Source organism: Streptomyces sp. NPDC047982 (assembly GCF_043204165.1).
GTDB lineage: Bacteria > Actinomycetota > Actinomycetes > Streptomycetales > Streptomycetaceae > Streptomyces.
This window is the reverse complement of sequence record NZ_JBIDBS010000003.1, coordinates 91,863-116,708: the sequence shown is the minus strand read 5'-3', so window position 1 is coordinate 116,708 and position 24,846 is coordinate 91,863. Positions and strand designations below refer to the sequence as shown.

The following is a 24,846-nucleotide window of genomic DNA, read 5'->3' as shown; positions in this document are numbered from 1 at the left end:
GGCGTCCTCGGGGCCGATACCCCTTGCTCCAGGTGCTCAATGTCCACCTGCGTGATGCGTTCGGGGTGATGAACCACGTACGCGGCGAGTTCCCGCGGTTCCAGCGCCAGGGAAGTCACGTGCACGACGCCATGGACTGGCTGACGGGCGAGAACGGGGTTACGAGCGCATGCGACGGGCCGTCACATCGCCTGGCAGGGGCGGGCACCGAGTGCTCTCATCAGCAAACGAAGAGAATGAAGAGAATCAATGACAGGGAAAGAGGGGCGACCTGTGAAGCGAGAGCGGTCCAGCGAGGAGAGTGAGTCCGGTAACGGCCGGAGCGGGGCCTCGGGCGGAACGGCTCCGGACAGTTCGCAGGACGCGGTTCCCGGGAGCATAGGCGCTCCGTCCGCGCTCTCGTCCCGCACGGTGACGGAGGGCGGGGGCACTTCGGTCACGGGCGGCAAGGACGGCGGCGGCGCGCGGACACCGACCTCGTCGAAGTCCGGCCCAGAGGCCGGGGAACCCGCGGCCCGGACCCCGGCGGTGGTGCACGCGGCCGGGGTCTCCATCGGCAGGACCGCTTCCGGGACCGAGGGACAACCGGGCGGTGAGGACTCGGCGGTTGCCCGGGAAGAGGCTGCGCCGACGGCCGGAACGACCCCGGTGGTGGCCACCACCGCCACCACCACTGCTGCGGGCACTGCCTCCGCGGCCTCGTCGGGCGTCGCGGAGAGCACCGCCGGGAGGACGACCGGGGCGAGCACGTCGTCGTCCGCGACGGCCGCCGCGGAACCCACGCCCGCAGGGGGGCGCTCCGCGTCAAAGGAGGCAGCTTCCGAGGAGACCGCTTCCGAGAGGACCGCTACGGAGCCGGCTGCCGCTGCCGCGATGGCCGGTTCCAGCGCGGCGGCCGTCGCGGCCGGGCGGGCCACCACCACGGCCGCCGTGTCCGCCGCGGCTTCGTCCAGCCCTCCCGGCGATGCCGTGGCGGGCGACGGCGGTGCCCCGGAGCGCCCCGGCCGGGTGTCGCGCCCGATGGTGGTCGCGGCCGCCTTCGCCGGTGCGCTGCTCCTCGCGACCCCGTTCGTGGTGGCGGGCGCCCAGAAGGACGAGGCCAAGCCCGTGAACAGCGAAGCGGCGGCGGCATGGAAGGAGGACGGTCGGGCCGGCGGCTACGTACCGGGCACCGACCCCGACAGCCCCGAGGGCAAACGGGCCGTCGGTGGCGACAAGCCGGGTGGTGGCCCGGCCCGGGGTGACAAGGGCCCCGTCGGTGACGTACGCGCGGACACCGGGGACGGGCAAAAGCCCGCGGACGGGTCGACCGAGGAGGCGACCAAGGGCGGCAAGGGCACCACGGGTTCGGCCGACAAGACGGCGAAGAGCGGTTCCGGCGACAAGGCCCCCGCCGGCGCGGGCTCGGACACTCCCACCAAGGCCCCCTCGGCCGGTTCGGCGCCCAAGTCGGCACCCGCCGTGGTGTACAGCGGCGTGTCGGGACCGGAGTGCCCCACCCAGCGCTTCCAGAAGTCGGGGTACTACAGCGACGGCAAGGAGGGCTGGGCCACCCACAGCGGCGGCTTCGGTGGGTACGGCTGCGCGGGGAAGTACCTTTCCATGCCGATGTCCGGCAGTTCCTCCAAGGACTCGGGCGGATCGGCGACCTGGCTGTTCGACCTGCCCGCCACCGCCAGGAAGTGCAGCATCTCCGTCCATGTGCCCGGGAGTTCCGACATCGCGCGGGTCGGTGGCAACCCGAGCTACTACACCGTGTACGACCGCTTCCTGCCCAGGACCAGCAACCTCGTCGGCTCCTACTACGTCCGCCAGCAGGAGCGTCGCGGCACCTGGTACAACGTGCCGGGCACCTTCTCCGTCGACGCCAAGAAGCTCTCCGTGCGACTGCACGACCGGGGCGAGGACAACAACTACGAGCACCACGCGATATCCGCGCTGAAGGTGACCTGCACCGGCTGAAAAACCGGCTCGGAGCCCACTGGGAATCCGGCTGCGTCACCGGCCGGCCGACCGGTCCCCGTCATGTTCTTCGCGGTCCTGCAAGAGGACCGCTGTCCTCCGGGCCCGGCATGACTGTGTCCCCCCTGTCGAAGGCATGACCGGGGGGTCACCGGGCCCGGGAGGTTGCCGTCGCAGACGCCGATCAGAGGTCCGGCCACCGCCCGGTCCGGCGCAACGCCGGACAGCTCGCGGGCGGCAGGTCTGCATGACGTGGACGCGCGCGTACGACACCAGCGCCGAGGCCGGCACGTTCAACTCCCCTGGCGGCACGATGTTCGCGTTGGTCACCAATGCCATCCGCTACGGCGCCGGCACGTCGTCGAGGGCCTGCTGAAGAACGCCTCCGAGGTCCACCTGGCCATGGTGCACGAGCACTCCCGGTACCGGCGTCGGCCCAAGGGCCGTTGAACCTCAGTCGGAACCCACTGGCAGGACGTCCGGTGAGAGCGCGCCGGCACGGACAGAACCGCTCGTCATACGGCGACGATGGTGACGCCGGCACAACACCTCGTAGCCGACGTCCGCAGCGGGGCTGCTCACGTCACCGACCACGACCTGCTCACCTTCCACCACCATCTCGCCGCCCACCGTGCGGGCATTGTGCGTAGCACGCGCCCCGCACCAGCACATCGCTTCCACCTGAAGCGTCTCCACTCGGTCCGCCAGCTCGATCAGCCGCCGCGAGCCGGGGAAGAGCTCGGTGCGGAAGTCAGTGGTGATCCCGAAGGAGAAGACATCCAGGCCCAGGTCGTCCACGACCCGCGCCAATTGATCGATCTGCTCCGGCTCCAGGAACTGCGCCTCGTCCACGATCACGTAGTCGACCCTGCCGCCCTGCGACACCCGGTCGACGACATAGGCATACAGATCCATGCCCGCCACCGCCTCGACCGCCTCGGTCACCAGCCCGAGCCGTGAGGAGAGCTTCCCCTCCCCCGCGCGGTCGTCCCGAGTGAAGTTCAGACCCTGCAGCCCCCTCGCCGACCGGTTGTGCGCGATCTGAAGCGCCAGTGTGCTCTTTCCGCAGTCCATCGTTCCGGAGAAGAACACAAGCTCGGGCATGAGGGGCTGAGCACCTTTCGGGCGGGAGGAGAAGCGGTGGCAGGTGGGAAAAAAACGGTTACGAGCGTACTTCGAGCAGCGGGACGAGCTGCTCGGCGGGGGTCATCGAGCCGTGCATGCCGACCATCGCGGACTCGTGCGGTTCATTGACCGAGGCGGTGATCACCACATCGTCGTGGGCCGCCGCGACGACGTCGCCGATCCTGCCGTGGACGCGTTCGTCGATCGTCGGGCCGAACCAGCCGGCCTCGATCGCCTCGTCCCGGCTCGCCACCCAGAACTGCTCGCCGAGCACTTCGCGCCAGACGGCCAGGACATCGTTCTCGGCGCCGGGGACGGCGTACACGTGCCGGGCCCGCCCCTCACCACCGAGCAGCGCGACGCCGGCGCGCAGTTCCCAGTCCTCGTCGAAGTCGATGCGGGACCGCTCGTCGAAGGGGATGTCGATCATGCCGTGATCGGCGGTGATGTACAGCGCCGAGCGGGGCGGGAGCTGTTCGGCCAGGCGCCGGGCCAGGCTGTCCACGTGCATGAGCTGTCCGCGCCAGGCGTCGGAGTCGACACCGAAGCGGTGGCCGTTGGCGTCGACCTCGCTGTAGTACGTGTAGACGAGCGACCGGTCGCCCGCGGCGAGGCGTTCGGCGGCGACGTCCATCCGCTCCTCACCGGTCAGCCGGCCGAGGAACGTGCCGCCGCTGAGCGCGACCTGGGTGAGCGGGGTCCGCTCGAAGGCCGGTGCGGAGACCTGGGCCGTGTGCACGCCCGCGGCGTCGGCGAGCGCGAAGACGGTGGGGTGCGGCTGCCAGACGGCGGGCGGGGTCCAGGGCTGCCAGCGGAGCTGGTTCATCAGCTCGCCGGTCGCCGGATCACGCACGGTGTAGCCGGGCAGGCCGTGCTCCCCCGGCGGGCGTCCGGTGCCGACCGAGGCCAGCGACGTAGCCGTGGTGGCCGGGAAACCCGCTGTGACCGGTCGGCCGGTGCCACCGCGCGAGGTGGCGAGCAGCGAGTGCAGGAACGGTGCCTCCTCGGGGTGCGCCCTGACCTGCTCCCAGCCCAGGCCGTCGATCAGGAACACGCAGTTCCGGTCGGCCGGGGCGAGTTCGGGGATCGTCGCGGTGAATCCGGGCACGCCCTGCCCCGCCACGAGCGTGGGCAGCAGATCGCCGAGCGAGCCGCTGCCGTACTCGGGGACGGGAGCGGTGGCGATGTCGAGCAGAACGGGGTCCTGCCAGGCCGGCTGGGCCATCAGCGGCCGGTCGCCGCGGTCGCGGCCGTGGCCTCGGAGAGGGACTGTGCGAAGGCGAGCGTCTGGCGCACGGTGTCCGGGCCGTCACCGGCCTCGCTGACCCGCAGGCTCAGGTCGTCGGCGGTGGAGTTGCCGGTGTAGCCGTGGTCGGCCTCGCAGTTGGGGTCGCCGCAGGCGGCCGGTTCCAGATCGATGCGGGAGACCGCTCCCCAGCCGATGGTGAGGACGACCTCGCGCGGCAGCGTACCCGGCACGTACTTCTCGGGGTCGGCCACGACCCGGCTGACCACGACCGACGAGATGCGGTCGAGCTTGACCGATTCCGTGGAGGTGGTGGCGTACGGCGACGGGGACGTGGTGTCCGCGTTCTGCTCGTCGGTGTGGCTGACGATGAAACGGGTGCCCGTGAGGACCAGGACCGTGACGTGGCGGCGCACCTCGTTGGAGTCGAAGGTGGTCTCCTGGTGGACGAGGTACGAGGCGACGGGCTCACCGCCCACGGCGGCTTCCACCGCCTCGGCCACGAGGGCCGGGTAGTAGCCACTGCGCTCGATCGCCGCGCGCAGCCCCTGGGTCGTCGTACCGGTCTTAGCCATGGGCACCATCCTACGGGGGGCGGATGACTGCCGGGGACGTCGTGCGGCGGCGCGGACCGGGGACGGCGGTCCGCGCTCTCGGGGGCACCCGGCGGCCGGAGCGGTGCGGGCCCGGTCCGGGCCCCGTCGGCGGTTGTCCGGCTCAGTAGTTGGGGAGGCGGCGGGGACCGAGGTCGGTGCGGGGCGGCGGCGGTGAGAGCCGGACGCTCGCGCCGAGAACGCTCAGCCCATGGGGGGCGACCACGACCGGTTCCAGGGCGACGGAGACCACCTCGGGGTGGTCGTCGACCAGCCGGGACACCCTCAGCAGCAGTTCTTCGAGCGCCGCGGTGTCCACGGGTGCCGCGCCCCGCCAGCCGAACAGCACGGGGGCCGCCCGAATGGACCGGATCAGCTCGGCGGCATCGCGGTCGGTGGCCGGAACCAGTCGGTGGGCGGTGTCGCCGAGGAGTTCGGAGGGCGCTCCCGCGAGCCCGAAGGACAGGACGGCGCCCGCCGCCGGGTCGATCGTGGCCCGTACGACGGTGTCGACGCCGCGCGGGGCCATGGCCTGGACGACGGGCCGGAGTTCGGCGGGCCTGCCGAGCAGGTCGGTCAGTTCGCCGTACGCGCGGCGCAGCGCGTCCTCGCCCGCGAGGTCCAGCCGCACGCCACCGAGATCGGCCCGGTGACGCAGATGGTGCGCGGTGGTCTTGAGCGCCACGGGATAACCGAGCCGCGCCGCCGCGGCGACGGCGGCCTCCGGGTCGGGGGCGGGCAGCGTCGGCCGCACGGCGATGCCGTAGCGGCCGAGGAGCTCGCACGCCTCGTCGGGCGTGAGCTGTCTGCCGCGAGGGTCGGGGTCCGGGCCGAGGAGGGGTTCGATCAGCGCGGCGGCCCCGGACTCGTCGGTGGTGTCGTCGAGGAACTCGGGCACCTTGCCGGGTACAGCGGCCTGCCGTCGCCATTGCGCGTACCGCACCGACTCGGCCAGGGCGCGTACGGCCCGTTCGGCGGCGGGGTAGGCGGGGATCCGGCCCGCGCGGCCGTCCGTTCCGGGTCCCTCCGGGGTGGCCCGGGCGTGCTGACCGTCCCGGGCGTCCGGGGCCCCGGCGTGGGCGGTCCCGGCGTGCGCGGAGGCGGTCGCCGGCTGAGCGGTCGCGGGTTCCCCGGTCGTGGAGGACGGCTTGGCCGTGCGTGGCGGCGCGACCGTGCCGCTGGCCACGGCGAGGGCCTCCGCCAGCCCGCCGATCTCCACGTGGACGACGGCCACCGGCTTGGCGGGACCGGTGGCCGCGGCGGCGCGCAGGGCGGTCGCCAGCACCTCCCCGCCGCCGTTCTCCGCCTCGCCGTCCTCGCCCACCCAGGGGATCGCCGTGACGATCACCGAGTCGCAGTCCTCGTCGGCGAGGGCCTCGGTCAGGGCGTCGCGGAAGTCCTGCGGCGTCGCGGCGGTGGTGAGGTCGAGGGGCAGTCGCGGGCGCAGCCCCTCGGTCAGGCAGGCGTCGTACGTGAGCAGCCCGAGCGACTCGGAGTTGCCGAGGATCGCGACCCGGGGGCCCGCCGGGAGCGGCTGGTCCGCGAGGAGGAGGGCCACGTCGACCATCTCCGTCACCGTGTCGACGCGGATCACGCCCGCCTGCCGCATGAGGGCGGAGACCGTCGCGTCCGGGATCCGGCTGACGGGCACGGCGTGGCCGGGCGGGGTGGAGCCGCTGTGCCGGGCCCCCTTCACCACGACCACGGGCTTCGCGGCCGCGGTGCGCCGGGCGAGCCGCATGAACTTGCGCGGGTTGCCGAACGATTCGAGGTACAGCAGGGCGACGTCGGTGTCCGGGTCCTCGTACCAGTACTGCAGGAAGTCGTTGCCCGAGATGTCGGCCCGGTTGCCCGCGGAGATGAAGGTGGAGAGCCCGGCGCCCTGCCGGTAGAGCCGGGAGAGCAGGGCGATGCCGATCGCCCCCGACTGGGTGAACAGCCCGATGCGTCCGCGCTGGGGAGGCTCGGGTGCGAGAGAGGCGTTCAGCCGGACGGCCTCGGCGTTGTTGATGACGCCGAAGGCGTTCGGGCCGATGATCCGCATCCCGTACGAGCGCGCCTGACGGACCAGTTCGCGCTGCCGGTCCCTGCCCTCGGCGCCCCACTCGGCGTATCCGGCGGAGAGGACGACGAGGCCCTGGACGCCGTGCTCGCCGCAGTCGGCCACCGCCTCCGGTACGCGTTCGGCGGGGACGGCGACGACCGCGAGGTCCACCGGTTCGCCGATTTCGCCGACCGAGCGGCGGGCGGGGACGCCGTCGATGGCGCCCTGGTCGGCGGCGAAGGAACGATTCACGGCATACGTACGGCCGGTGAAACCGGCTGCGAGGACGTTGCGCAGGACCGTGCGGCCGACACCACCGGGCGCCCGGCCGACGCCGATGACGGCCACGGATCCGGGGGCGAGCAGCCGTTGCACGGAGCGCGCCTCGGCCCGCTGTTCACGGCCGCGCTGGACGGCGAGGGACTCGGCCGTCGGTTCGAGGTTCAGGGTGAGGTGGACGGAGCCTTCCTCGAAACTCCGCTGCTGGGTGTAGCCGGCGTCCCGGAACACCTTGATCATTTTCGTGTTGGCGGGGAGCACCTCGGCGGCGAAGCGGCGGATGCCGCGCTCGCGGGCCACGGCGGCGATGTGCTCCAGCAGCGCCGACGCCACGCCCCGGCCCTGGTGCGCGTCCTGGACCAGGAAGGCGACCTCGGCCTCGTCCGCGGGCGCGGAGGCGGGCCTGCCCTGTCCGTCGATCCGGTCGTAGCGGACGGTCGCGATGAACTCGCCGCCGACCGTGACCGCGAGCCCCACCCGGTCGACGTAATCGTGGTGGGTGAAGTGGTACACATCCTTGGCGGACAGCCGGGGGTACGGGGCGAAGAAGCGGTAGTACTTCGACTCGTCGGAGACCTGCTCGTAGAAACTGACCAGGCGTTCGGCGTCGTCCGTGGTGATGGGCCTGATCCGCGCAGTGCCTCCGTCCCGGAGGACCACGTCCGCTTCCCAGTGGTCGGGATAGGCGTGATGCGGACTCTGCTCCGGCGAGGACTGCATGGGCACAGACTACGGCTCGCCCACCACTCGCGTAGCTCCCGGGGCCGGGGCAGTCTGAGGGGGGCCGAACGGCGTTGCGGCACCGCTCGTGGGTGTGGCGCGGGTCGGCCGGAGCACCGCGCACCGCATGAGAGAATGGTCTAGACAACTAGTGATTCATGAAGGGCAGAACCATGGCTGAGCGCCGCGTCAACGTCGGCTGGGCCGAGGGCCTGCACGCCCGCCCCGCTTCCATATTCGTCCGTGCCGCCACGGCTTCCGGCATCCCCGTGACGGTCTCCAAGGCCGACGGCACCCCGGTGAACGCCGCATCCATGCTCGCGGTGCTCGGTCTCGGCGCGGAGGGCGGCGAGGAGATCGTGCTCGCGTCCGAGGCGGACGACGCCGAGGCCGCCCTCGACCGCCTGGCGAAGCTGGTGGCGGAGGGTCTCGACGAACTCCCGGAGACCGTCTGAGCCCCGTCCCGGGTTCCGGGCCCGCGGGACCGAGTCCCGCCACAGAGCCGCGATGCCGCCCACCGGCACCGCGGCTCTTTGCATTCTCCGGCCCGGGCACCTCTGCCGGGCCCGGCCCTTTTCCGGCCCTTCCCCTCTCGCCCCCTTCTCCGGTCGGTCTTTCTGCGGACCGGACCCGTTCTCCGTCCCGAGCCGGAGCCGGGTCGGCGTCACGATCGGCGCGAGGCTGCCGGACGCCTGCGCCGACGGGTCGTGGAACCGGCCGTCCGGCGGGCGAAGATCCTCCCCGCCGTGCTGCCGGGGCCGTAGGTGCGGTTCGGGGGCCGGCCGTCGGTCAGACGGAGACGCCGTGGGCGCGCAGATACGCGACGGGGTTCATGTCGGATCCGTAGAAGGGAGTGGTCCGGGCCTCGAAGTGGAGGTGCGGCCCGGTGGAGTTGCCGGTCGAGCCGGAGAGACCGATCTGCTGGCCCGCGCCGACACTCTGGCCGACACGGACACCGATCGACGAGAGGTGCCCGTACTGCGTGTACGTGCCGTCCGTCATGCGCAGCACGACGTTGTTGCCGTACGCGCCGCCCCAGCCCGCCTCGACGACCGTACCGGCACCGACGGCGACGACGGAGCTGCCGGACGCCGCGTGGAAGTCGATGCCCGAGTGGCTGCCGGAGGACCAGAGCGAACCGCTGGACTTGTAGCCGGTGGTGACGTAGGAACCGGCGACCGGGAGCTGGAAGAGACCCAGGCGGGTGCGCTCGGCGGCGCGGGCGGCACGCGCCTTCTCGGCCCGCGCCTCGGCGGCGCGCTTCGCCTCGGCCTCGGCGCGCTTCTCGGCCGCGGCCTTCCGCTGAGCCGCCGCCTTCGCCTCGGCCACGAGGTCGGCCCGGTGCTGCTGCGCGTCGGCCTGGGCTTCGACCCGGTCGGCGATGGCGTCCTGGATCGCGATGACCTGGTGCAGGCCGGTCTCACCGACCGCGGGTGTCTTGGTGTCCGCGGCGAGGGCCGGGGAGGCGGCGCCTGCGACGACGCCGGTGGTGGCCAGCGCCGCGACGCCGGCGATCATCGCGCTGCGGCGCGTCGGTCGGCCGGGGGCACGGTGCTTCCCGGTGGCACGGGTGAACGCCATGAAGTGGCTGATCCTTTCCTTCCCTCTCGCCTACCGGGTTAGCTGACGGGTTCGGAGCAGGAAGGTCTCCTACGGGCGCCCCGGCCTCACCGAGGCTCGGGCTTCCGATTCACCCCAGGGACTGCTTCGGGTCCCCGGCTCCCCAGGGCTCACGCCCGACGGGACTCGGCGATGGCTGTCCGGTGCGTCGCGGTCGCGACATACGAGTGGCGGACAGCCCGGTCGACGCTAAGCGCGAGCACATTCCTTCACCAAACGGACAAGCCGTTTTGTAGCGCATGCCACAGGACGTACGGGCAACCTCGCCGCCGGGACGGACACGAAGGGAAGACCCCGGCGAGACATCGCTCACAGGGGTCTTCCTCGCCCGCGCGCCCGGCCGCCGGGGCCGACGGCCCCGGTCAGGCCGTTCCCGTTCGGCGTCGGCCCGTTCCGTGCGGCCCCGGCAGGATCCGCTGGCTGTCCTTTGGGGACCTGCCCCGGTACGGGAGCGGGGCGCCGGACGCCCGGCGTCGGCCGACAGGCCCGGGGCGCCGAAGCCCGGACGCCGGGGCCGGGACGTCCGGGCCCGGGCGTCGGGGCCCGACCGGCCGACGGGCCCGGGGCGTCGGGGCCCGGAACACCGGTCGGAGTCCGGGAACCCGAGGTCGGGACGGGAAACGCAGGTGGCCGTCGGCCGGTGCGTCGTCACCTTCACGGCTGGTGAGCGGCCTCGTGCGCCGTTGCGGGTGCCCGCGCACGCCCTCACCCGGCCCCGGCCCGGGCGGTCGGGCCGGGGCCGGGACGGCGTACCGCTCAGCCGGCGACCACCGACACCTCGCCGATGCCCAGGGCCCGGACCGGCTCCTCGATCCGGGACGCGTCGCCGACGAGGATCGTCACCAGCCGGTCGCCCGGGAAGGCGCTGACCACGGCCGCGGTCGCCTCGACCGTGCCGGTCGAGGCGAGCCGGGTGTACAGGTGGGCCTGGAAGTCGTCCGGGAGGTGCTGCTCGACCTGGTCGGCGAGCGTGCCCGCGACGGAGGCCGCCGTCTCGAACTTCAGCGGCGCGACACCCACGAGGTTCTGCACCGCGGTCTCGCGCTCCTCGTCGGTGAGCCCCTCGGCCGCCAGCGTCCGCAGGACCGTCCACAGGTCCTCCAGCGCCGGTCCGGTCGACTCGGTGTCCACCGATCCGCTGATCGCGAGCATGGCGGCACCGGTCGCGCCCGTGGCCGAGTCCGGGGCCGACGACCGCAGCACCTGGGCGAAGGCGCGGACACCGTAGGTGTAGCCCTTCTCCTCGCGCAGCACCCGGTCCAGCCGGGAGGTGAGCGTGCCGCCCAGGCAGTACGTGCCGAGCACCTGGGCAGGCCACACGCTGTCGTGCCGGTCCGGTCCGATCCGGCCGATCAGCAGCTGCGTCTGCACCGCGCCCGGGCGGTCCACGATGACCACGCGGCCGGTGTCGTCGGCGGTGATCGGCGGAGCGGGGCGCGGCTCGACGGTGTCTCCCGACCAGTCGCCGAGCGTGTCGGCGAGCAGGGCCTCCAGGTCGATCCCGGTGAGGTCGCCGACGACCACGGCAGTCGCCGCGGACGGGCGGACATGGGCCTCGAAGAAGGCGCGCACCGCCTGCGCGTCGATCCGCTCCACCGTCTCCTCGGTGCCCTGACGCGGCCGGGACATCCGCGACGTGGCCGGAAAGAGCTCCTTGGAGAGCTGCTTGGCGGCGCGGCGCGCCGGGTTGGCCTGCTCGTGCGGGATCTCGTCGAGCCGGTTGCGCACCAGCCGTTCGATCTCGCTGTCGGCGAAGGCGGGAGCCCGCAGTGCCTCGGCGACCAGTCCGAGCGCCTTGGTCAGCCGGGAGGCCGGGACCTCCAGGGAGACCCGCACGCCGGGGTGGTCGGCGTGCGCGTCGAGCGTGGCGCCACAGCGCTCCAGCTCGGCGGCGAACTCCTCGGCGGTGTGCTTGTCGGTGCCCTCGGACAGGGCCCGCGCCATGATCGTGGCCACGCCGTCCAGGCCCTCCGGCTCGGCGTCCAGCGGGGCGTCGAGGATGATCTCGACCGCCACCACCTGCTGGCCGGGGCGGTGGCAGCGCAACACCGTGAGGCCGTTGGGCAGCGAACCGCGCTCCGGGGCGGGGAAGGCCCACGGGCGGGCGACGCCGGGGGCCGGCTGGGGGTGGAACTGCATCGAAACTCCAGTCGCGGCGGCGTCGGTCACTGGTCCGCTCCTTCGTGCGCGTCGGTGTCGTCGGCGTTCTTCCCGTCCGTCTCCGCGGCGTCCGCGGAATCGGCCGGTTCGACCGGTTCGTAGACCAGTACCGCCCTGTTGTCGGGACGCAACCGGGCCTGGGCGACCGCCTGGACCTCCTCCGCCGTCACGTCGAGAACCCGATGCACGGCGGTCAGGGCGAGCTGGGGGTCGCCGAACAGCACGGCGAACCGGCAGAGTTCGTCGGCGCGGCCCGCGACCGTACCGAGCCGGTCCAGCCACTCGCGCTCCAACTGTGCCTGCGCGCGCTCCATTTCCTCTGGAGTCGGGCCCTCGGCGGCGAACCGGGCCAGCTCCTCGTCGACCGCCGCCTCGATCCGCGGCACCTCGACCCCGCCGGAGGTCTTGACGTCCAGCCAGCCGAGCGACGGGGCGCCCGCCAGCCGCAACAGCCCGAATCCGGCCGCCACGGCCGTACGGTCGCGGCGGACCAGGCGGTTGTGCAGCCGCGACGACTCCCCGCCGCCCAGCACGGTCAGCGCGAGGTCCGCCGCGTCGCACTCGCGGGTGCCGTCGTGCGGGAGCCGGTAGGCGGCCATCAGTGCCCGCGCCGGGACCTCCTCGCGCACCTCTTCGCGCAGCTGCTCGCCCATGACGTCGGGCAGCGTGCCGTCGCGCGGGGGCCGCTTTCCGTCGTGGGAGGGGATGGAGCCGAAGTACTTCTCGATCCAGGCGAGCGTCTGCTCGGGGTCGATGTCGCCGACGACCGACAGCACCGCGTTGTTCGGCGCGTAGTACGTACGGAAGAACGTGCGCGCGTCCTCCAGCGTCGCGGCGTCCAGGTCCGCCATCGAGCCGATCGGGGTGTGGTGGTACGGGTGCCCCTCGGGGTAGGCGTGCGCCGTCAGCCGCTCGAACGCCGTGCCGTAGGGGACGTTGTCGTAGCGCTGGCGGCGCTCGTTCTTGACGACGTCGCGCTGGTTCTCCATCGACTCCTCGTCGAGCGCGGCGAGGAGCGAACCCATGCGGTCCGCCTCCAGCCAGAGGGCCAGCTCCAGCTGGTGCGCGGGCATCGTTTCGAAGTAGTTGGTGCGCTCGAAGCTGGTGGTCCCGTTGAGCGAACCGCCGGCGCCCTGCACCAGCTCGAAGTGTCCGTTCCCCTTCACCTGGCCGGAGCCCTGGAACATCAGGTGCTCGAAGAGGTGAGCCAGACCGGTGCGTCCCTCGACCTCGTGGCGCGATCCGACGTCGTACCAGAGGCAGACCGCGGCGACCGGGGTCAGATGGTCCTCGGAGAGCACCACGCGCAGGCCGTTGGCCAGGCGGTGCTCGGTCGCTGTCAAGCCGCCGGAACCGGCCTGGGCTGTGGCCGTGTGACCCATGGGCATGTACGTCCCTTCGATCGCGATACTGGATTTCCTGCGAGACCTGCCACTGTAAGCAAGCGCACCGACACCTGGCGAAGTTCCCGTACCGCGGAAGTTCGTGTGAAAGAGGGGCGCACCACCCGGCGCACGCGCCCCCGCCGCCGCTTCGGGGCCCTTCCTGGCGGCCGCGGGGAGGCCGGTTGGGATGGGGCGAGGTCGGCGTTGTCCGTGCGGAGGTCCACAATGGTCCGCGTCAGAACCTGAGGTTGCCCGAACAAAATCCGTGAAGGAGTCGCAGCAGCGATGGCCCGCCGCAGCACGAAGACCCCGCCGCCGGACGACTTCGAGGAGAACATCCTCGACATCGACGTCGTCGACGAAATGCAGGGCTCCTTCCTCGAGTACGCGTACTCGGTGATCTACTCACGGGCCCTGCCCGACGCCCGTGACGGTCTGAAGCCGGTGCACCGCCGCATCGTGTACCAGATGAACGAGATGGGCCTGCGCCCCGACCGCGGCTTCGTGAAGTGCGCGCGGGTCGTCGGCGAGGTCATGGGCAAGCTGCACCCGCACGGCGACGCGTCGATCTACGACGCGCTGGTCCGGCTGGCGCAGCCGTTCTCCATGCGTCTGCCCCTGGTCGACGGCCACGGCAACTTCGGTTCGCTCGGCAACGACGACCCGCCGGCCGCCATGCGGTACACCGAGTGCCGGATGGCCGACGCCACGTCGTTGATGACGGAGTCGATCGACGAGGACACCGTCGCCTTCCAGGCGAACTACGACGGCCAGGAGCAGGAGCCCTCCGTTCTCCCGGCCGCGTACCCGAACCTCCTGGTCAACGGGGCGTCCGGGATCGCGGTCGGCATGGCGACCAACATGCCTCCGCACAACCTGGGCGAGGTCGTCGCCGCCGCCCGCCACCTGATCAAGCATCCGGGCGCGGACCTGGAGACCCTGATGCGGTTCATCCCCGGTCCCGACCTGCCGACCGGCGGCCGGATCGTGGGCCTGGGCGGCATCAAGGACGCGTACGCCGGCGGGCGCGGGACGTTCAAGATCCGTGCGACGGTGTCCGTGGAGAACGTGACGCCGCGCCGCAAGGGCCTCGTCGTCACCGAACTGCCCTTCGCGGTCGGCCCGGAGAAGGTGATCGCCAAGATCAAGGACCTGGTCTCGGCGAAGAAGCTCCAGGGCATCGCGGACGTGAAGGACCTGACCGACCGCGAGCACGGTCTGCGCCTGGTCATCGAGGTGAAGAACGGCTTCGTGCCCGAGGCGGTGCTGGAGCAGCTCTACAAGCTGACCCCGATGGAGGACTCCTTCGGGATCAACAACGTGGCGCTGGTCGACGGGCAGCCGCTCACGCTCGGCCTCAAGGAGCTGCTGGAGGTCTACCTCGACCACCGTTTCGACGTGGTGCGTCGGCGCAGCGAGTTCCGGCGCGGCAAGCGCCGCGACCGTCTCCACCTGGTCGAGGGGCTGCTCGTCGCGCTGCTCGACATCGACGAGGTCATCCGGCTCATCCGGTCCAGCGACAATTCGGCGCAGGCCAAGGAGCGGCTCATCGAGCGCTTCTCACTGAGCGAGATCCAGACGCAGTACATCCTGGACACCCCGCTGCGCCGGCTGACCAAGTTCGACCGGATCGAGCTGGAGAGCGAGCGGGACCGGCTCAACAAGGAGATCGACGAGCTGACCACGATCCTCGAGTCGGACGCCGCGCTGCGCAAGCTCGTCTCGTCGGAGCTGGCCGCGGTCGCCAAGAAGTTCGGCACCGAGCGGCGCACGGTGCTGCTGGAGTCGGCCGGTACGCAGGTCGCCTCGGTGCCGCTGGAGGTCGCGGACGACCCGTGCCGAGTGCTGTTGTCGTCGACCGGTCTGCTGGCGCGTACCGCCGGCGACGATCCGATCGTCTTCGCCGAGGACGCCAAGCGCGCCAAGCACGACGTGATCGTGTCCGCGGTGCCCTCGACCGCCCGGGGCGACATCGGGGTGGTGACGTCGGCGGGACGGCTGCTGCGGCTCGCGGTCATCGATCTGCCACAGCTTCCGGACACGCACGCGGCGCCCAATCTGTCGGGCGGGGCGATGATCTCGGAGTTCCTCACGCTGGAGAGCGACGAGGAGGTCGTCTGCCTGACCACGCTGGACGAGGCGTCGCCCGGTCTGGCGCTCGGCACGCTGCAGGGCGTCGTCAAGAGGGTGGTGCCGGACTACCCGGCCAACAAGGACGAGCTGGAGGTCATCGCCCTCAAGGACGGTGACCGGATCGTCGGCGCGGCCGAACTGCGCACGGGCGAGGAGGACCTGGTCTTCATCACGTCCGACGCGCAGTTGCTGCGCTACCCGGCGGCGCAGGTGCGGCCTCAGGGCAGGCCCGCCGGTGGCATGGCGGGGGTCAAGCTCGCGGCGGGCGCGTCGGTGATCTCGTTCACGGCCGTGGATCCTGCGTCGGACGCGGTGGTGTTCACGGTGGCGGGTTCCCAGGGCATGCTGGACGACTCGCTGCTGACGTGCAAGCTCACCCCGTTCGACCAGTACCCGCGCAAGGGCCGGGCCACCGGCGGGGTGCGCTGTCAGCGGTTCCTCAAGGGGGAGGACGCCCTGGTCTTCGCCTGGGCGGGTGCCGCGCCCGCGAGGGCCGCGCAGAAGAACGGCGCGCCCGCCGGACTTCCGGCGCCCGACCCGCGGCGCGACGGTTCGGGTGCGCCGCTGGCCGCGCCGGTCGCGTCGATGGCGGGACCGGTGTAGCCCGCCGCACGGCTGGCGCCGGTCCGACGATCAGGACCTACTGCTCGTCGGGCCGGCGCACGTACCGCAGGACGCCCCACATGCTTCGCTCGTGTGCGGCGTCCTGCGCCGTCTCCGGGGCCGGCGCGTCGGGAACCGGGGCTGCGTCGGGCATCAGCGTGCCCGGGGTCGGCCTGTCGGTCTCGCGGCAGTCGGTCAGCTCCTTGTGCAGGGCTTCCGGTTCGATGCCCGAGCCGATCAGCACCAGCCGGGTGAGGCGCGGTTCGTCGCGCGCCCACGGCTGCGGCTCGAATCGCAGAAACCGGCCGACCGCGTGCAGGACGTACTTGTTGGCGCGGTCGCCCGCTCCGAAGTCGACGAATCCCTTGATCCGGTAAAGCCCCTGCGGCCGGGAGTCGAGGAAGTCCATCAGCCTGCGCGGGTCCATGGGCACGTCCGCGGTGAAGGACACGCTCTCGTACGCGGCGTGCAGATGATGCTCGTGCCCGGCCGCGGCCTCCTTCTCGCCCCGCTCGGCCAGCAGCAGGTCCTCGAAGGTGAGCTGGCGTGCCTTCTCCTCGCCGTCCGGCCGCAGCGACGGGTCGAAGAGCAGCTCGGGATCGATGCGCCCGTACGTGGCGCAGATGACGGCGCCCGCGCCGTCGCCCGCCGATCCGCCGGTGCCCGGTGCGCCGGCCGTGGCGACGGCCTCGCGGACGCGGGCCAGTTCGTCGTCGCCGACCCGGTCGGTCTTGTTCAGGACGACGAGGTCGGCGACGGCGAGATGGCGGTCGATCTCCGGATGGCGGCGCCGGGTGGCATGGAACTCCGCCGCGTCCACGACCTCCACCAGCCCGCCGTACATGACGTGCGGATTGTCACTGGCCAGGAGCATGCGGACGAGTTCCTGCGGCTCCGCCAGTCCGCTGGCCTCGATGACGATCACGTCGAGACGGGTCGAGGGCCGGGTCAGCGTCTCCAGGAAGGAGTCGAGCTCGCTCGCGTCGACCGCGCAGCACAGGCAGCCGTTGCCGAGCGAGACCGTCGAGCCGACCTGCCCCGAGACCGTCATGGCGTCGATCTCGATCGAACCGAAGTCGTTGACGATCACGCCGATCCGGTTGCCCGCACGGTTGCGGAGGAGGTGGTTGAGCAGTGTCGTCTTGCCCGACCCCAGGAACCCCGCGAGGACGACGACCGGAATCTGCTGCGCGCGGGGTGGGGGCGGCGGGTTCAACGGGGACCTTCCTCCGGATCTTCAGGGCGCCGGGACCGACTGCGACGGCGGTGTGCCGACGTAACGGGCCGCCGGGCGGATGATCTTCGTGTCCTCCGCCTGCTCCAGGATATTGGCGCTCCAGCCGATCACCCGCGCCGCACAGAACGTCGGGGTGAACATCTCGCGCGGCAGCCCGCACAGCTCCATCACGACCCCGGCGTAGAACTCCACGTTGGTGTGGAGCTCGCGGCCCGGCTTGAGTTCGGCGAGGATCGCCTCGACCTGCCGCTCCACCTCGACGGCGAGATCGACGAGCGGGCCGCCGAAGCTCCGGGCGATGTCCCGGAGCATGCGGGAACGGGGGTCCTCGGTGCGGTAGACGGGGTGGCCGAAGCCCATGATCCGCTCCCCCGCGAGCACCCGTTCACGGATCCAGCCGTCGATGCGGTCCGGGGTCCCGATGGCGTCCAGGGTGTCCAGGGCGCGACTGGGCGCCCCTCCGTGCAGCGGACCTGAGAGGGCGCCGACGGCCGCCACCAGGCAGGCGGCGACATCGGCGCCGGTGGAGGCGACGACCCGGCCCGTGAAGGTGGAGGCGTTGAAGCCGTGGTCGATCGTGGAGATCAGGTACTGCTCCACGGCCCTGACGCGTCGAGCGTCCGGCACGGAACCGTCGAGCATGTACAGGTAGTTGGCCGCGTACGGCAGGTCGTCGCGGGGCTCGACCGGCTCCAGGCCCCGACCGAGCCGGTGCAGGGCGGTGAGCACGGTGGGAACGGCGGCGCAGGCGGCCAGGGCGTCGTCGCGGCGCCGGCCGGCGTCGAGGTCGTACACCGGCCGGAAGTGCGCCGCGGCGCCGAGGAGCGACAGGGCGGTGCGCAGACCGGCCAGCGGGCCCGAGACGGCTCCTGCCCGGGCTATCGCGGGCAGGGCCTCGCGCACCTGCGCGGGCAGGCGTCGCAGGACGGCGGTCCGGGCGGTGAAGCCGTCCCGGGCCGCGGCATCGGGCAGTTCGCCCTCGAACATCAGGTACCAGACGTCCTCGAAGCTCCGGGTCCGCGCCAGCTCGGTCGCCGAGTACTGCCGGTAGTGGTAGAAGCCCTCGCCGCCCCGGACATCGCCGAGAGCCGTGTCCGTGACGACGACGCCCGCGAGGCCGCGGGGTACGTCGAGGCCGCCGCCAGTCGTGATCTGCATCGTTTCCTCCGTGAACGTTCCGGTGAGCCATCGATATTGATTCGACCATTCATGATTGACTTCAATCCTGTCAATGTTGATTACATCAATGTAGATACGGTTGACGGCATGAAGGATCAGGCAGTTCCGGAAGACGCTCCGGACGCGACGGCACCGCGGCGGCTCAGCACGAAGGAGACGGCCGACCGTCTCGGGGTGAAGCCCGAGACCGTGTACGCCTACGTCAGCCGGGGGCAGCTGAGCAGCAGACGGGCCCCCGGCGGGCGCGGCAGCACGTTCGACGCCGCGGAGGTGGACGCGCTGGCCCGGCGCTCGGGCCGCCGTGAGCCCTCCGCCGCCGGCACCGGTGACCTGGTGTTCCGTACCGGCATCACGCTGATCGAGAGCGACCGCTACTACTTCCGTGGCGTCGACGCCACGGAACTGGCCCTGCGGTACGCCTACGAGGAGGTCGCCGAGTGGCTCTGGACCGGTGTCCTGCGGCCGGGGATCCGCTTCGCGGCGCCTGCCGAGGCGCTGGCGGCGGCACGCCGGGCGGTCGACGCGCTGCCCGCCCACAGCGGTTCGACGGACCGGTTGCGCGTGGCCGTGGTCGCCGCGGCGACGGCCGATCCGCTCCGCTTCGACCTCTCGCGCGAGGCGGTGATCGCCGGGGCGCGGAGCCTGATCCCGACGCTGGTCCGCGCGCTGCCCGCGGTGTCAGCCGCTTCTTCGACGGCTGACGACGGGGAACGGGCCTCCGTCGACGAGGAGCGGGCGCCGGCCAAGGAGGTCGCCCTCGCCCGGCTGCTGTGGCCGAAGCTCACCGCGCGCCCGGTGGACGGGCCGTCGGTCGCCGTGCTGGACACCGCGCTCGCCCTGCTGATCGATCACGATCTCGCGGCTTCGACGCTGGCCGCCAGAGTGGCCGCGTCCGCCCACGCCCATCCGTACGCGGTGGTCTCCGCGGGCCTCGGGGTACTGGAGGGCCCGCTGCACGGGGCGGCGAGCGGTCTGGCGCACCGGATGCTGACCGAGGTCCTGGAGCGGGGCAGCGCCGTTCCGGTGGTCGCGGACCAGCTGCGTACCGGACGCGGCGTGCCGGGACTCGGGCACCGGCTCTACGCCTCCGAGGACCCGCGGGCGAGGACCCTGTTCGCCCTCCTCGCGGACGTTCCTCAGGCGGCGTCCGCGCTCGCCGCCGCGCGCGACGTGGTTGCCACGGCCGCCCGCCACGCGCCCCTGCACGCCAACGTCGACCTCGCGCTGGCCGTGCTCTCGGTCTGCTCCGGCATGGCCGCGGAGGCGGGCGAGACGGTGTTCGCGGTGTCCCGGACGGCAGGCTGGATCGCGCACGCGCTGGAGGAGTACGAGGAACGGCCGTTGCGCATACGGCCCTGCGGCCAGTACGGCGGCCCGCGTCCGCCACAGCCGCTCCCTTCCGCCGAAGACCGACCGGTTGAACGGCTGACCGGTTGAACGACCGTGGGGCTCACCGGCTCGTACGACGGACGAGGCCCTCCACGTACCGCGCAAGGCTGCCCGGTCCCGCGATGTGGTCGGCGGCTACACCGCTCCGGCGCCGGTGAGCGCGCGAACCTCGGTCTCCGCGTGCTTGGCTGCATCGGCCGGCTCGGCAGAGGTCACCGTTCCGGCCCAACCGGCCAGGAAACCCAGCGGGATGGAGACCAGACCGGGGTTCTCCAAGGGGAAGAACTGGAAGTCGAGCCCGGGGAAGAACGAGGCCGGGCTGCCGGAGACGACCGGGGAGAACACCACGAGGAGCACCGCGGGAATCAGTCCTCCGTAGATCGACCAGACCGCTCCCCTCGTGGTGAAACGCCGCCAGAACAGGGAGTAGAGCAACGCCGGAAGGTTGGCCGAGGCGGCTACGGCGAAGGCCAGCCCGACCAGGAACGCCACATTCAGGTTCTGCGCGACCAGACCGAGCCCGATGGCTGCCACCCCGATCCCGGCCGCGGCGACCCGGGCCACGGTGACCTCGCTGTACCGCTGGGAACCGGGACTCCTGAGTGAGGCGTAGAGGTCGTGCGCGACGGAGGCGGAGGAGGCGAGGGTGATCCCCGCGACGACGGCGAGGATGGTCGCGAAGGCGACGGCCGCCACCACGGCGAACAGGATCGTCCCCCCGGTGGCCCCCTCGCCGCCGCCGAGAACCAGGGCCAGCAACGGAACCGCCGTGTTCCCCGCGGCGTTCGACACCCGTACGTCGGCCGAGCCGACCAACGCCGCGGCACCGAACCCGAGCGCGATGGTCATCAGGTAGAAGCTGCCGATGAGCCCGATCGACCAGACGACCGACCTCCGGGCCGCGCGGGCGGTGGGCACGGTGTAGAACCGCGACAGGATGTGCGGCAGTCCTGCCGTACCGAGCACCAGGGCCAGGCCCAGGCTGATGAAGTCGATGCGCGCCGTCCAGGTCCCGCCGTACAGCAGGCCGGGCGCGAGGAACCGGCTTCCGTGGCCGCTCCGCCGGGCGGCGGAGTCGAGCAGCGCGTCGACGTCGCCGTGGAAGCGGACCAGGACGAGCACGGTGAGCACGACCGCTCCCGCCATCAGCAGAACGGCCTTGACGATCTGGATCCAGGTGGTGGCCCGCATTCCGCCGAACGACACGTAGATCACCATGAGCGCCCCGACACCGACGACGGTCCAGGACCGTGCGGCGCCGCCCGTACCGCCGAGGAGCAGGGCGACGAGGCTGCCCGCGCCGACCATCTGCGCCACCAGATAGAGCACGGAGACGGTGACGGACGACGTGCCCGCGGCGATCCGTACCGGGCGCTGCGCCATGCGCGCCGCCACCACGTCGGCCAGTGTGAACCGGCCGCAGTTTCGGACCAGTTCGGCGATCAGCAGCAGAACCACGAGCCAGGCGACGAAGAACCCCACCGAGTAGAGCATGCCGTCGTAGCCGTAGAGGGCGATCAGGCCGGAGATACCGAGAAAGGAGGCCGCCGACATGTAGTCGCCCGCGATGGCGAAACCGTTCTCCATCGGAGAGAACAGCCGACCGCCCGCGTAGAACTCCTCGGCCGAGCCGTGCCGGTTGCGGCTCACCCAGGTGGTGATGGCGAGCGTCACCGCGATGAAGGCGCTGAAGAGCACGAGCGCCAGCGTCTGGTGATTCCCGCTCAACGTCCCGCCTCCCGTGTCATCTCCTGCGTCTCCCAGCGCAGTTCGAGCGCGGCCCGGTCCCTGCGCAGCCGCGCGTGCCGCGCGTAGGCCCAGGTGAGGAGGAACGTCGTGAGGAACTGCCCGAGACCCGCGACCATCGCGACATTGACCGATCCGGCCACCGGACGCGACATCAGCCCGGGCTCGGTGACCGCGACCACGACATAGGCGAGGTACCAGGTGAGGAAGGCGATCGTCGCGGGAAGGACGAAGCGCCTGTACCGGCGGCGCACCTCCTGGAAAGCTCCGCTGCGCTGCACCTCCAGATAGATCTCGGCCGCGCTGTGGCCGCGCTGCGGGGCCGCGGGACCGGCCGGCCCCGCGGGTACGAAATTCCCCGCCCCGTCCAACTCGCCCCATCCGGAGGCAAGCGTGTCGTACCACGGGTCGACGAGCCGCACCGCTGCGGCGTCGCGCCCTGCTTCCTTCTCCACCGAACAACTCCCCTTGTCCACTGACCACTTCGGCCGCGTACCCAAGAATGGGCGGATTGGGAAGACCTCGGACGATTCATTCGCCGGCGTTCACCCCATCAGGTGAAAACCGGACCGGATGGCTGCGCAAGGCCCCGAACATAGGCGTAGCGAACGGCCTGTGCATGGTCACGTACCCCGGCCTTGGCGAAGAGATTGTTGATGTGGCTCTTCACCGTGGCCTGCGAGATGTGCAGTCTGCGCGCGATCTCCGGGTTGGACAGTCCGTCGGCGATCAGGACCAGCGTCACCATCGGTTCCGCGCACAGGAACGCCACGGACAGCGCCGAGTGACGCGGATCGACCGTCCCCGGCTCCCGCGGCGACATGACGAGGAGGACGCCCGGCAGGACCCACCAGCGCCCGCCCTCGGAGATCCGCTGCGCCGAGAACTGACGGACGACGACAGCGACGACGGCGATGGTCACCAGGACATCGACGAACCCCGGCATGGCTGCCTGCGTGAAGCGGGAAGATCGGACGCCTTCGACGCTACGGAACCGACCGGGACGGAGGATCGGCCCAGGGGTTGATCAAGGGTGGAGGCGCTGTCTCCACCCACGGGTGGAGACAGGTGGACGCTCCGGGCGGAGACGGCACCGCTCAGGCGTCGATGCGCGAGCGGTCGAGCGTGGCGGCCGAGCTGGTGATGAACTCCTTGCGCGGTGCCACCTCGTTCCCCATCAGCAGATCGAAGACCTTCTCGGCCGCTTCCAGGTCGCCGATGTTGATCCGCCGCAGCGTGCGGTGGCGGGGATCCATCGTGGTCTCCGCCAACTGGTCGGCGTCCATCTCGCCCAGTCCCTTGTAGCGCTGGATCGAGTCCTTGTACCGGATCTTCTTCCGCTGCAGTTCCAGCAACCGCTGGCGCAGTTCGTTGTCGGAGTACGTGTAGATGTACTTGTCCTGGCCCTTCTTGGCCTGGACGAGCTCGATCCGGTGCAGCGGGGGCACGGCGGCGAAGACCCGGCCCGCCTCGACCATGGGCCGCATGTAGCGCTGGAACAGTGTCAGCAGCAGGATGCGGATATGCGCGCCGTCGACGTCGGCGTCCACCAGCAGGACGATCTTCCCGTAGCGGGCCGCGTCGATGTCGAAGGTGCGTCCGGACCCGGCTCCTATGACCTGGATGATCGCGCCGCACTCGGCGTTCTTCAGCATGTCCGAGACGGACGCCTTCTGCACGTTGAGGATCTTGCCCCGGATCGGCAGCAGCGCCTGGAACTCGCTGTTCCGGGCGAGCTTGGCCGTGCCGAGGGCGGAGTCGCCCTCGACGATGAAGAGCTCGCTGCGGTCGACGTCGTCGCTGCGGCAATCGGCGAGCTTCGCCGGCAGCGAGGAGGTCTCCAGTGCCGTCTTCCGGCGCTGGGCGTCCTTGTGCTGGCGCGCGGCGATACGGGTGCGCGCGGCCGCCACGGCCTTGTCCAGGACCGCCCTGGCCTGCGCCTTGGCATCGCGCTTCGTCGAGGTCAGGAACGCCTTGAGCTCCTTGGCCACGACGTTGGCGACGATCCGGTTGGCCGCCGAGGTTCCGAGCACCTCCTTGGTCTGCCCCTCGAACTGCGGCTCCGCCAGCCGCACGGTCACGACCGCGGTGAGGCCCTCCAACGCGTCGTCCTTGACGATGTCGTCCTCGGCCACACGGAGCAGCTTCGCGGACCGCAGCGCCTCGTTGAGGGTCTTGGTCACGGAGCGTTCGAACCCGGTGACGTGCGTGCCGCCCTTGGGGGTGGCGATGATGTTGACGAAGGACTTGATGTTGGTGTCGTATCCGGTGCCCCAGCGCAGGGCGATGTCGACTCCGAGTTCACGGGTGACCTCGGTCGCCGTCATGTGCCCGCGCTCGTCCAGGACCGGCACGGTCTCCTTGAACGTGCCCTGCCCGGACAGGCGCAGCACATCGCAGACCGCCTTGTCCTGGGCCAGGTACTCGCAGAATTCGCTGATTCCGCCGTCGAAGTGGAAGGTCTCCTCCGACTTCCCCTCGCCGTCGAGACCGCGCTCGTCGCGTACGACGATGGTGAGGCCGGGGACGAGGAAGGCCGTCTGCCGCGCCCTCTGGTGAAGCGTCTCCAGGCCGAGCTTGGCGTCCTTGAGGAAGATCTGCCGGTCCGCCCAGTAGCGCACCCTCGTGCCGGTACGGGTCTTCGGCACCCGCTTGCCCTTGATCAGGCCGTTGGCCGGATCGAACGGGCTGTCGGGACCTTGTTCGGTGAAGATCCCCGGGACTCCCCGCCGGAAGCTGATCGAGTGGGTCGCGCTGTTGCGGTCGACCTCGACGTCGAGCCGGGCGGAGAGGGCGTTGACCACGGAGGCGCCCACGCCGTGCAGTCCGCCCGACGCGGCGTACGAACCGCCGCCGAACTTTCCGCCGGCGTGCAGCTTCGTCATCACGACCTCGACGCCGGACAGGCCCGTCTTGGGCTCGACGTCGACCGGGATCCCCCGGCCGTTGTCCCTGACCTCCACCGAGTTGTCGTCGTGGAGGATGACCTCGATGCGGTCGCAGTAGCCGCCCAGGGCCTCGTCGACGGAGTTGTCGATGATCTCCCAGAGGCAGTGCATGAGACCGCGGCTGTCCGTGGACCCGATGTACATGCCGGGTCGCTTGCGAACGGCTTCGAGCCCTTCGAGTACGAGGAGATGCCGCGCGGTGTAGTTGGAACCGTCTCGGTCTGCTCCGGTCAGCAGCGCAGTGGACGGCACGGACGTATCGGCGGTCACGCGGTTCGCTCCTCGCTGAATTTCTTTTGGGGCCCAGTGGGCAGGGGTTCGGCTTCGGTCGCCGCTGAGAGGGTACCGAGGCCCGGTGGAGCGGTCGTCACGCCACCCTTCGAGCACCCCTCACACTAGTCCAGCTTCGCATGCACGTTCGATCCCTCGGAGGAGTGACGCGCACATCACGTTCCCTTCCAGGCATGAACCATTTAG

General features: G+C 71.4%; 17 protein-coding genes, 1 pseudogene and 1 riboswitch. Of the genes and pseudogenes, 5 read left to right on the top strand and 13 right to left on the bottom strand.

The features are described 5' to 3' along the window. Nucleotides 1–273 precede the first annotated feature (273 nt). Both ACGF2V_RS04320 and ACGF2V_RS04315 read left to right on the top strand, forming a co-directional pair. Complete coding sequence (locus ACGF2V_RS04320) at nt 274–1,962, top strand: hypothetical protein (RefSeq protein ID WP_362708786.1); 1,689 nt, start codon at nt 274–276, stop codon at nt 1,960–1,962. 247 nt (nt 1,963–2,209) lie between these two features. Beyond that, nucleotides 2,210–2,338, top strand: a complete 129-nt coding sequence (locus tag ACGF2V_RS04315; RefSeq protein WP_362617900.1) for a hypothetical protein — start codon at nt 2,210–2,212, stop codon at nt 2,336–2,338. A gap of 77 nt (nt 2,339–2,415) precedes the next feature. On the opposite strand, the gene ACGF2V_RS04310 is transcribed toward ACGF2V_RS04315, so the two are convergent. From ACGF2V_RS04310 to ACGF2V_RS04295, 4 genes are all read right to left on the bottom strand, one after another. Next, the gene (locus tag ACGF2V_RS04310; RefSeq protein ID WP_362708783.1) at nt 2,416–3,066 is read right to left on the bottom strand and encodes a thymidine kinase; all 651 of its coding nucleotides are present in this window, start codon (nt 3,064–3,066) and stop codon (nt 2,416–2,418) included. A gap of 58 nt (nt 3,067–3,124) precedes the next feature. Continuing rightward, a complete protein-coding gene (locus tag ACGF2V_RS04305; protein ID WP_362617906.1) occupies nt 3,125–4,312 on the bottom strand; it encodes a nucleotide pyrophosphatase/phosphodiesterase family protein in 1,188 nt (395 codons plus the stop codon). Beyond that, entirely contained in the window at nt 4,312–4,908 is a 597-nt protein-coding gene (locus ACGF2V_RS04300) for a DUF5998 family protein (RefSeq protein WP_362617908.1), read from the bottom strand. The genes ACGF2V_RS04305 and ACGF2V_RS04300 overlap by 1 nt, the downstream gene beginning before the upstream one ends. A 142-nt stretch (nt 4,909–5,050) precedes the next feature. After that, a complete protein-coding gene (locus ACGF2V_RS04295; protein WP_362708780.1) occupies nt 5,051–7,969 on the bottom strand; it encodes a GNAT family N-acetyltransferase in 2,919 nt (972 codons plus the stop codon). Nucleotides 7,970–8,142: 173 nt separating this feature from the next. On the opposite strand from ACGF2V_RS04295, the gene ACGF2V_RS04290 reads away from it, so the two are divergent. Further along, nucleotides 8,143–8,424, top strand: coding sequence for an HPr family phosphocarrier protein (locus ACGF2V_RS04290; protein WP_362617912.1), 282 nt, complete (start codon nt 8,143–8,145; stop codon nt 8,422–8,424). 334 nt (nt 8,425–8,758) lie between these two features. Here ACGF2V_RS04290 and ACGF2V_RS04285 read toward each other — a convergent pair whose 3' ends face one another. The 3 genes from ACGF2V_RS04285 to ACGF2V_RS04275 form a co-directional block, all read right to left on the bottom strand. Then, entirely contained in the window at nt 8,759–9,550 is a 792-nt protein-coding gene (locus tag ACGF2V_RS04285) for a M23 family metallopeptidase (protein WP_362708777.1), read from the bottom strand. A gap of 12 nt (nt 9,551–9,562) precedes the next feature. Further along, nucleotides 9,563–9,731: riboswitch (cyclic di-AMP (ydaO/yuaA leader) on the bottom strand. A 614-nt stretch (nt 9,732–10,345) separates the two neighbouring features. Next, nucleotides 10,346–11,728 carry a pitrilysin family protein gene (locus tag ACGF2V_RS04280; RefSeq protein WP_362618046.1) on the bottom strand — a complete coding sequence of 461 codons (1,383 nt, stop codon included), beginning with the start codon at nt 11,726–11,728 and terminating at the stop codon, nt 10,346–10,348. Between the two features lie 26 nt (nt 11,729–11,754). Then, nucleotides 11,755–13,137 carry a pitrilysin family protein gene (locus ACGF2V_RS04275; protein ID WP_362708774.1) on the bottom strand — a complete coding sequence of 461 codons (1,383 nt, stop codon included), beginning with the start codon at nt 13,135–13,137 and terminating at the stop codon, nt 11,755–11,757. A gap of 282 nt (nt 13,138–13,419) precedes the next feature. Here ACGF2V_RS04275 and ACGF2V_RS04270 point away from each other — a divergent pair, with 282 nt between their 5' ends. After that, entirely contained in the window at nt 13,420–15,870 is a 2,451-nt protein-coding gene (locus ACGF2V_RS04270) for a DNA topoisomerase IV subunit A (protein WP_362708771.1), read from the top strand. A gap of 37 nt (nt 15,871–15,907) precedes the next feature. Here ACGF2V_RS04270 and ACGF2V_RS04265 read toward each other — a convergent pair whose 3' ends face one another. Together ACGF2V_RS04265 and ACGF2V_RS04260 are read right to left on the bottom strand one after the other, a co-directional pair. Further along, complete coding sequence (locus ACGF2V_RS04265; protein ID WP_362708767.1) at nt 15,908–17,086, bottom strand: GTP-binding protein; 1,179 nt, start codon at nt 17,084–17,086, stop codon at nt 15,908–15,910. Nucleotides 17,087–17,107: 21 nt separating this feature from the next. Continuing rightward, nucleotides 17,108–18,265: a citrate synthase/methylcitrate synthase gene (locus ACGF2V_RS04260; protein ID WP_362617925.1), complete on the bottom strand. Its 1,158-nt coding sequence runs from the start codon at nt 18,263–18,265 to the stop codon at nt 17,108–17,110. A gap of 108 nt (nt 18,266–18,373) precedes the next feature. Between ACGF2V_RS04260 and ACGF2V_RS04255 the strand changes: the two genes are divergently transcribed. Beyond that, nucleotides 18,374–19,723, top strand: coding sequence for a citrate synthase (locus tag ACGF2V_RS04255; protein WP_362708764.1), 1,350 nt, complete (start codon nt 18,374–18,376; stop codon nt 19,721–19,723). Between the two features lie 87 nt (nt 19,724–19,810). On the opposite strand, the gene ACGF2V_RS04250 is transcribed toward ACGF2V_RS04255, so the two are convergent. From ACGF2V_RS04250 to ACGF2V_RS04235, 4 genes and pseudogenes are all read right to left on the bottom strand, one after another. Further along, on the bottom strand, nt 19,811–21,403 hold the full coding sequence (locus tag ACGF2V_RS04250; RefSeq protein WP_362617930.1) for a cation acetate symporter: 1,593 nt from the start codon (nt 21,401–21,403) through the stop codon (nt 19,811–19,813). Continuing rightward, nucleotides 21,400–21,843 carry a DUF485 domain-containing protein gene (locus ACGF2V_RS04245; RefSeq protein ID WP_362618048.1) on the bottom strand — a complete coding sequence of 148 codons (444 nt, stop codon included), beginning with the start codon at nt 21,841–21,843 and terminating at the stop codon, nt 21,400–21,402. Before ACGF2V_RS04245 ends, ACGF2V_RS04250 begins: the two co-directional genes overlap by 4 nt. A gap of 131 nt (nt 21,844–21,974) precedes the next feature. Next, nucleotides 21,975–22,160: pseudogene (locus ACGF2V_RS04240) on the bottom strand (response regulator transcription factor); the annotation flags it as partial. 358 nt (nt 22,161–22,518) lie between these two features. Then, nucleotides 22,519–24,639, bottom strand: a complete 2,121-nt coding sequence (locus tag ACGF2V_RS04235) for a DNA topoisomerase IV subunit B (RefSeq protein ID WP_362617933.1) — start codon at nt 24,637–24,639, stop codon at nt 22,519–22,521. Nucleotides 24,640–24,846 lie beyond the last annotated feature (207 nt).

Bases quoted from the DNA above. Each gene is read 5' to 3' on its own strand.
- ACGF2V_RS04315 (WP_362617900.1), top strand. From the start codon at position 2,210: ATGACGTGGACGCGCGCGTACGACACCAGCGCCGAGGCCGGCACGTTC.
- ACGF2V_RS04310 (WP_362708783.1), bottom strand. From the start codon at position 3,066: ATGCCCGAGCTTGTGTTCTTCTCCGGAACGATGGACTGCGGAAAGAGC.
- ACGF2V_RS04305 (WP_362617906.1), bottom strand. From the start codon at position 4,312: ATGGCCCAGCCGGCCTGGCAGGACCCCGTTCTGCTCGACATCGCCACC.
- ACGF2V_RS04300 (WP_362617908.1), bottom strand. From the start codon at position 4,908: ATGGCTAAGACCGGTACGACGACCCAGGGGCTGCGCGCGGCGATCGAG.
- ACGF2V_RS04295 (WP_362708780.1), bottom strand. From the start codon at position 7,969: ATGCAGTCCTCGCCGGAGCAGAGTCCGCATCACGCCTATCCCGACCAC.
- ACGF2V_RS04290 (WP_362617912.1), top strand. From the start codon at position 8,143: ATGGCTGAGCGCCGCGTCAACGTCGGCTGGGCCGAGGGCCTGCACGCC.
- ACGF2V_RS04285 (WP_362708777.1), bottom strand. From the start codon at position 9,550: ATGGCGTTCACCCGTGCCACCGGGAAGCACCGTGCCCCCGGCCGACCG.
- ACGF2V_RS04280 (WP_362618046.1), bottom strand. From the start codon at position 11,728: ATGCAGTTCCACCCCCAGCCGGCCCCCGGCGTCGCCCGCCCGTGGGCC.
- ACGF2V_RS04275 (WP_362708774.1), bottom strand. From the start codon at position 13,137: ATGCCCATGGGTCACACGGCCACAGCCCAGGCCGGTTCCGGCGGCTTG.
- ACGF2V_RS04270 (WP_362708771.1), top strand. From the start codon at position 13,420: ATGGCCCGCCGCAGCACGAAGACCCCGCCGCCGGACGACTTCGAGGAG.
- ACGF2V_RS04260 (WP_362617925.1), bottom strand. From the start codon at position 18,265: ATGCAGATCACGACTGGCGGCGGCCTCGACGTACCCCGCGGCCTCGCG.
- ACGF2V_RS04255 (WP_362708764.1), top strand. From the start codon at position 18,374: ATGAAGGATCAGGCAGTTCCGGAAGACGCTCCGGACGCGACGGCACCG.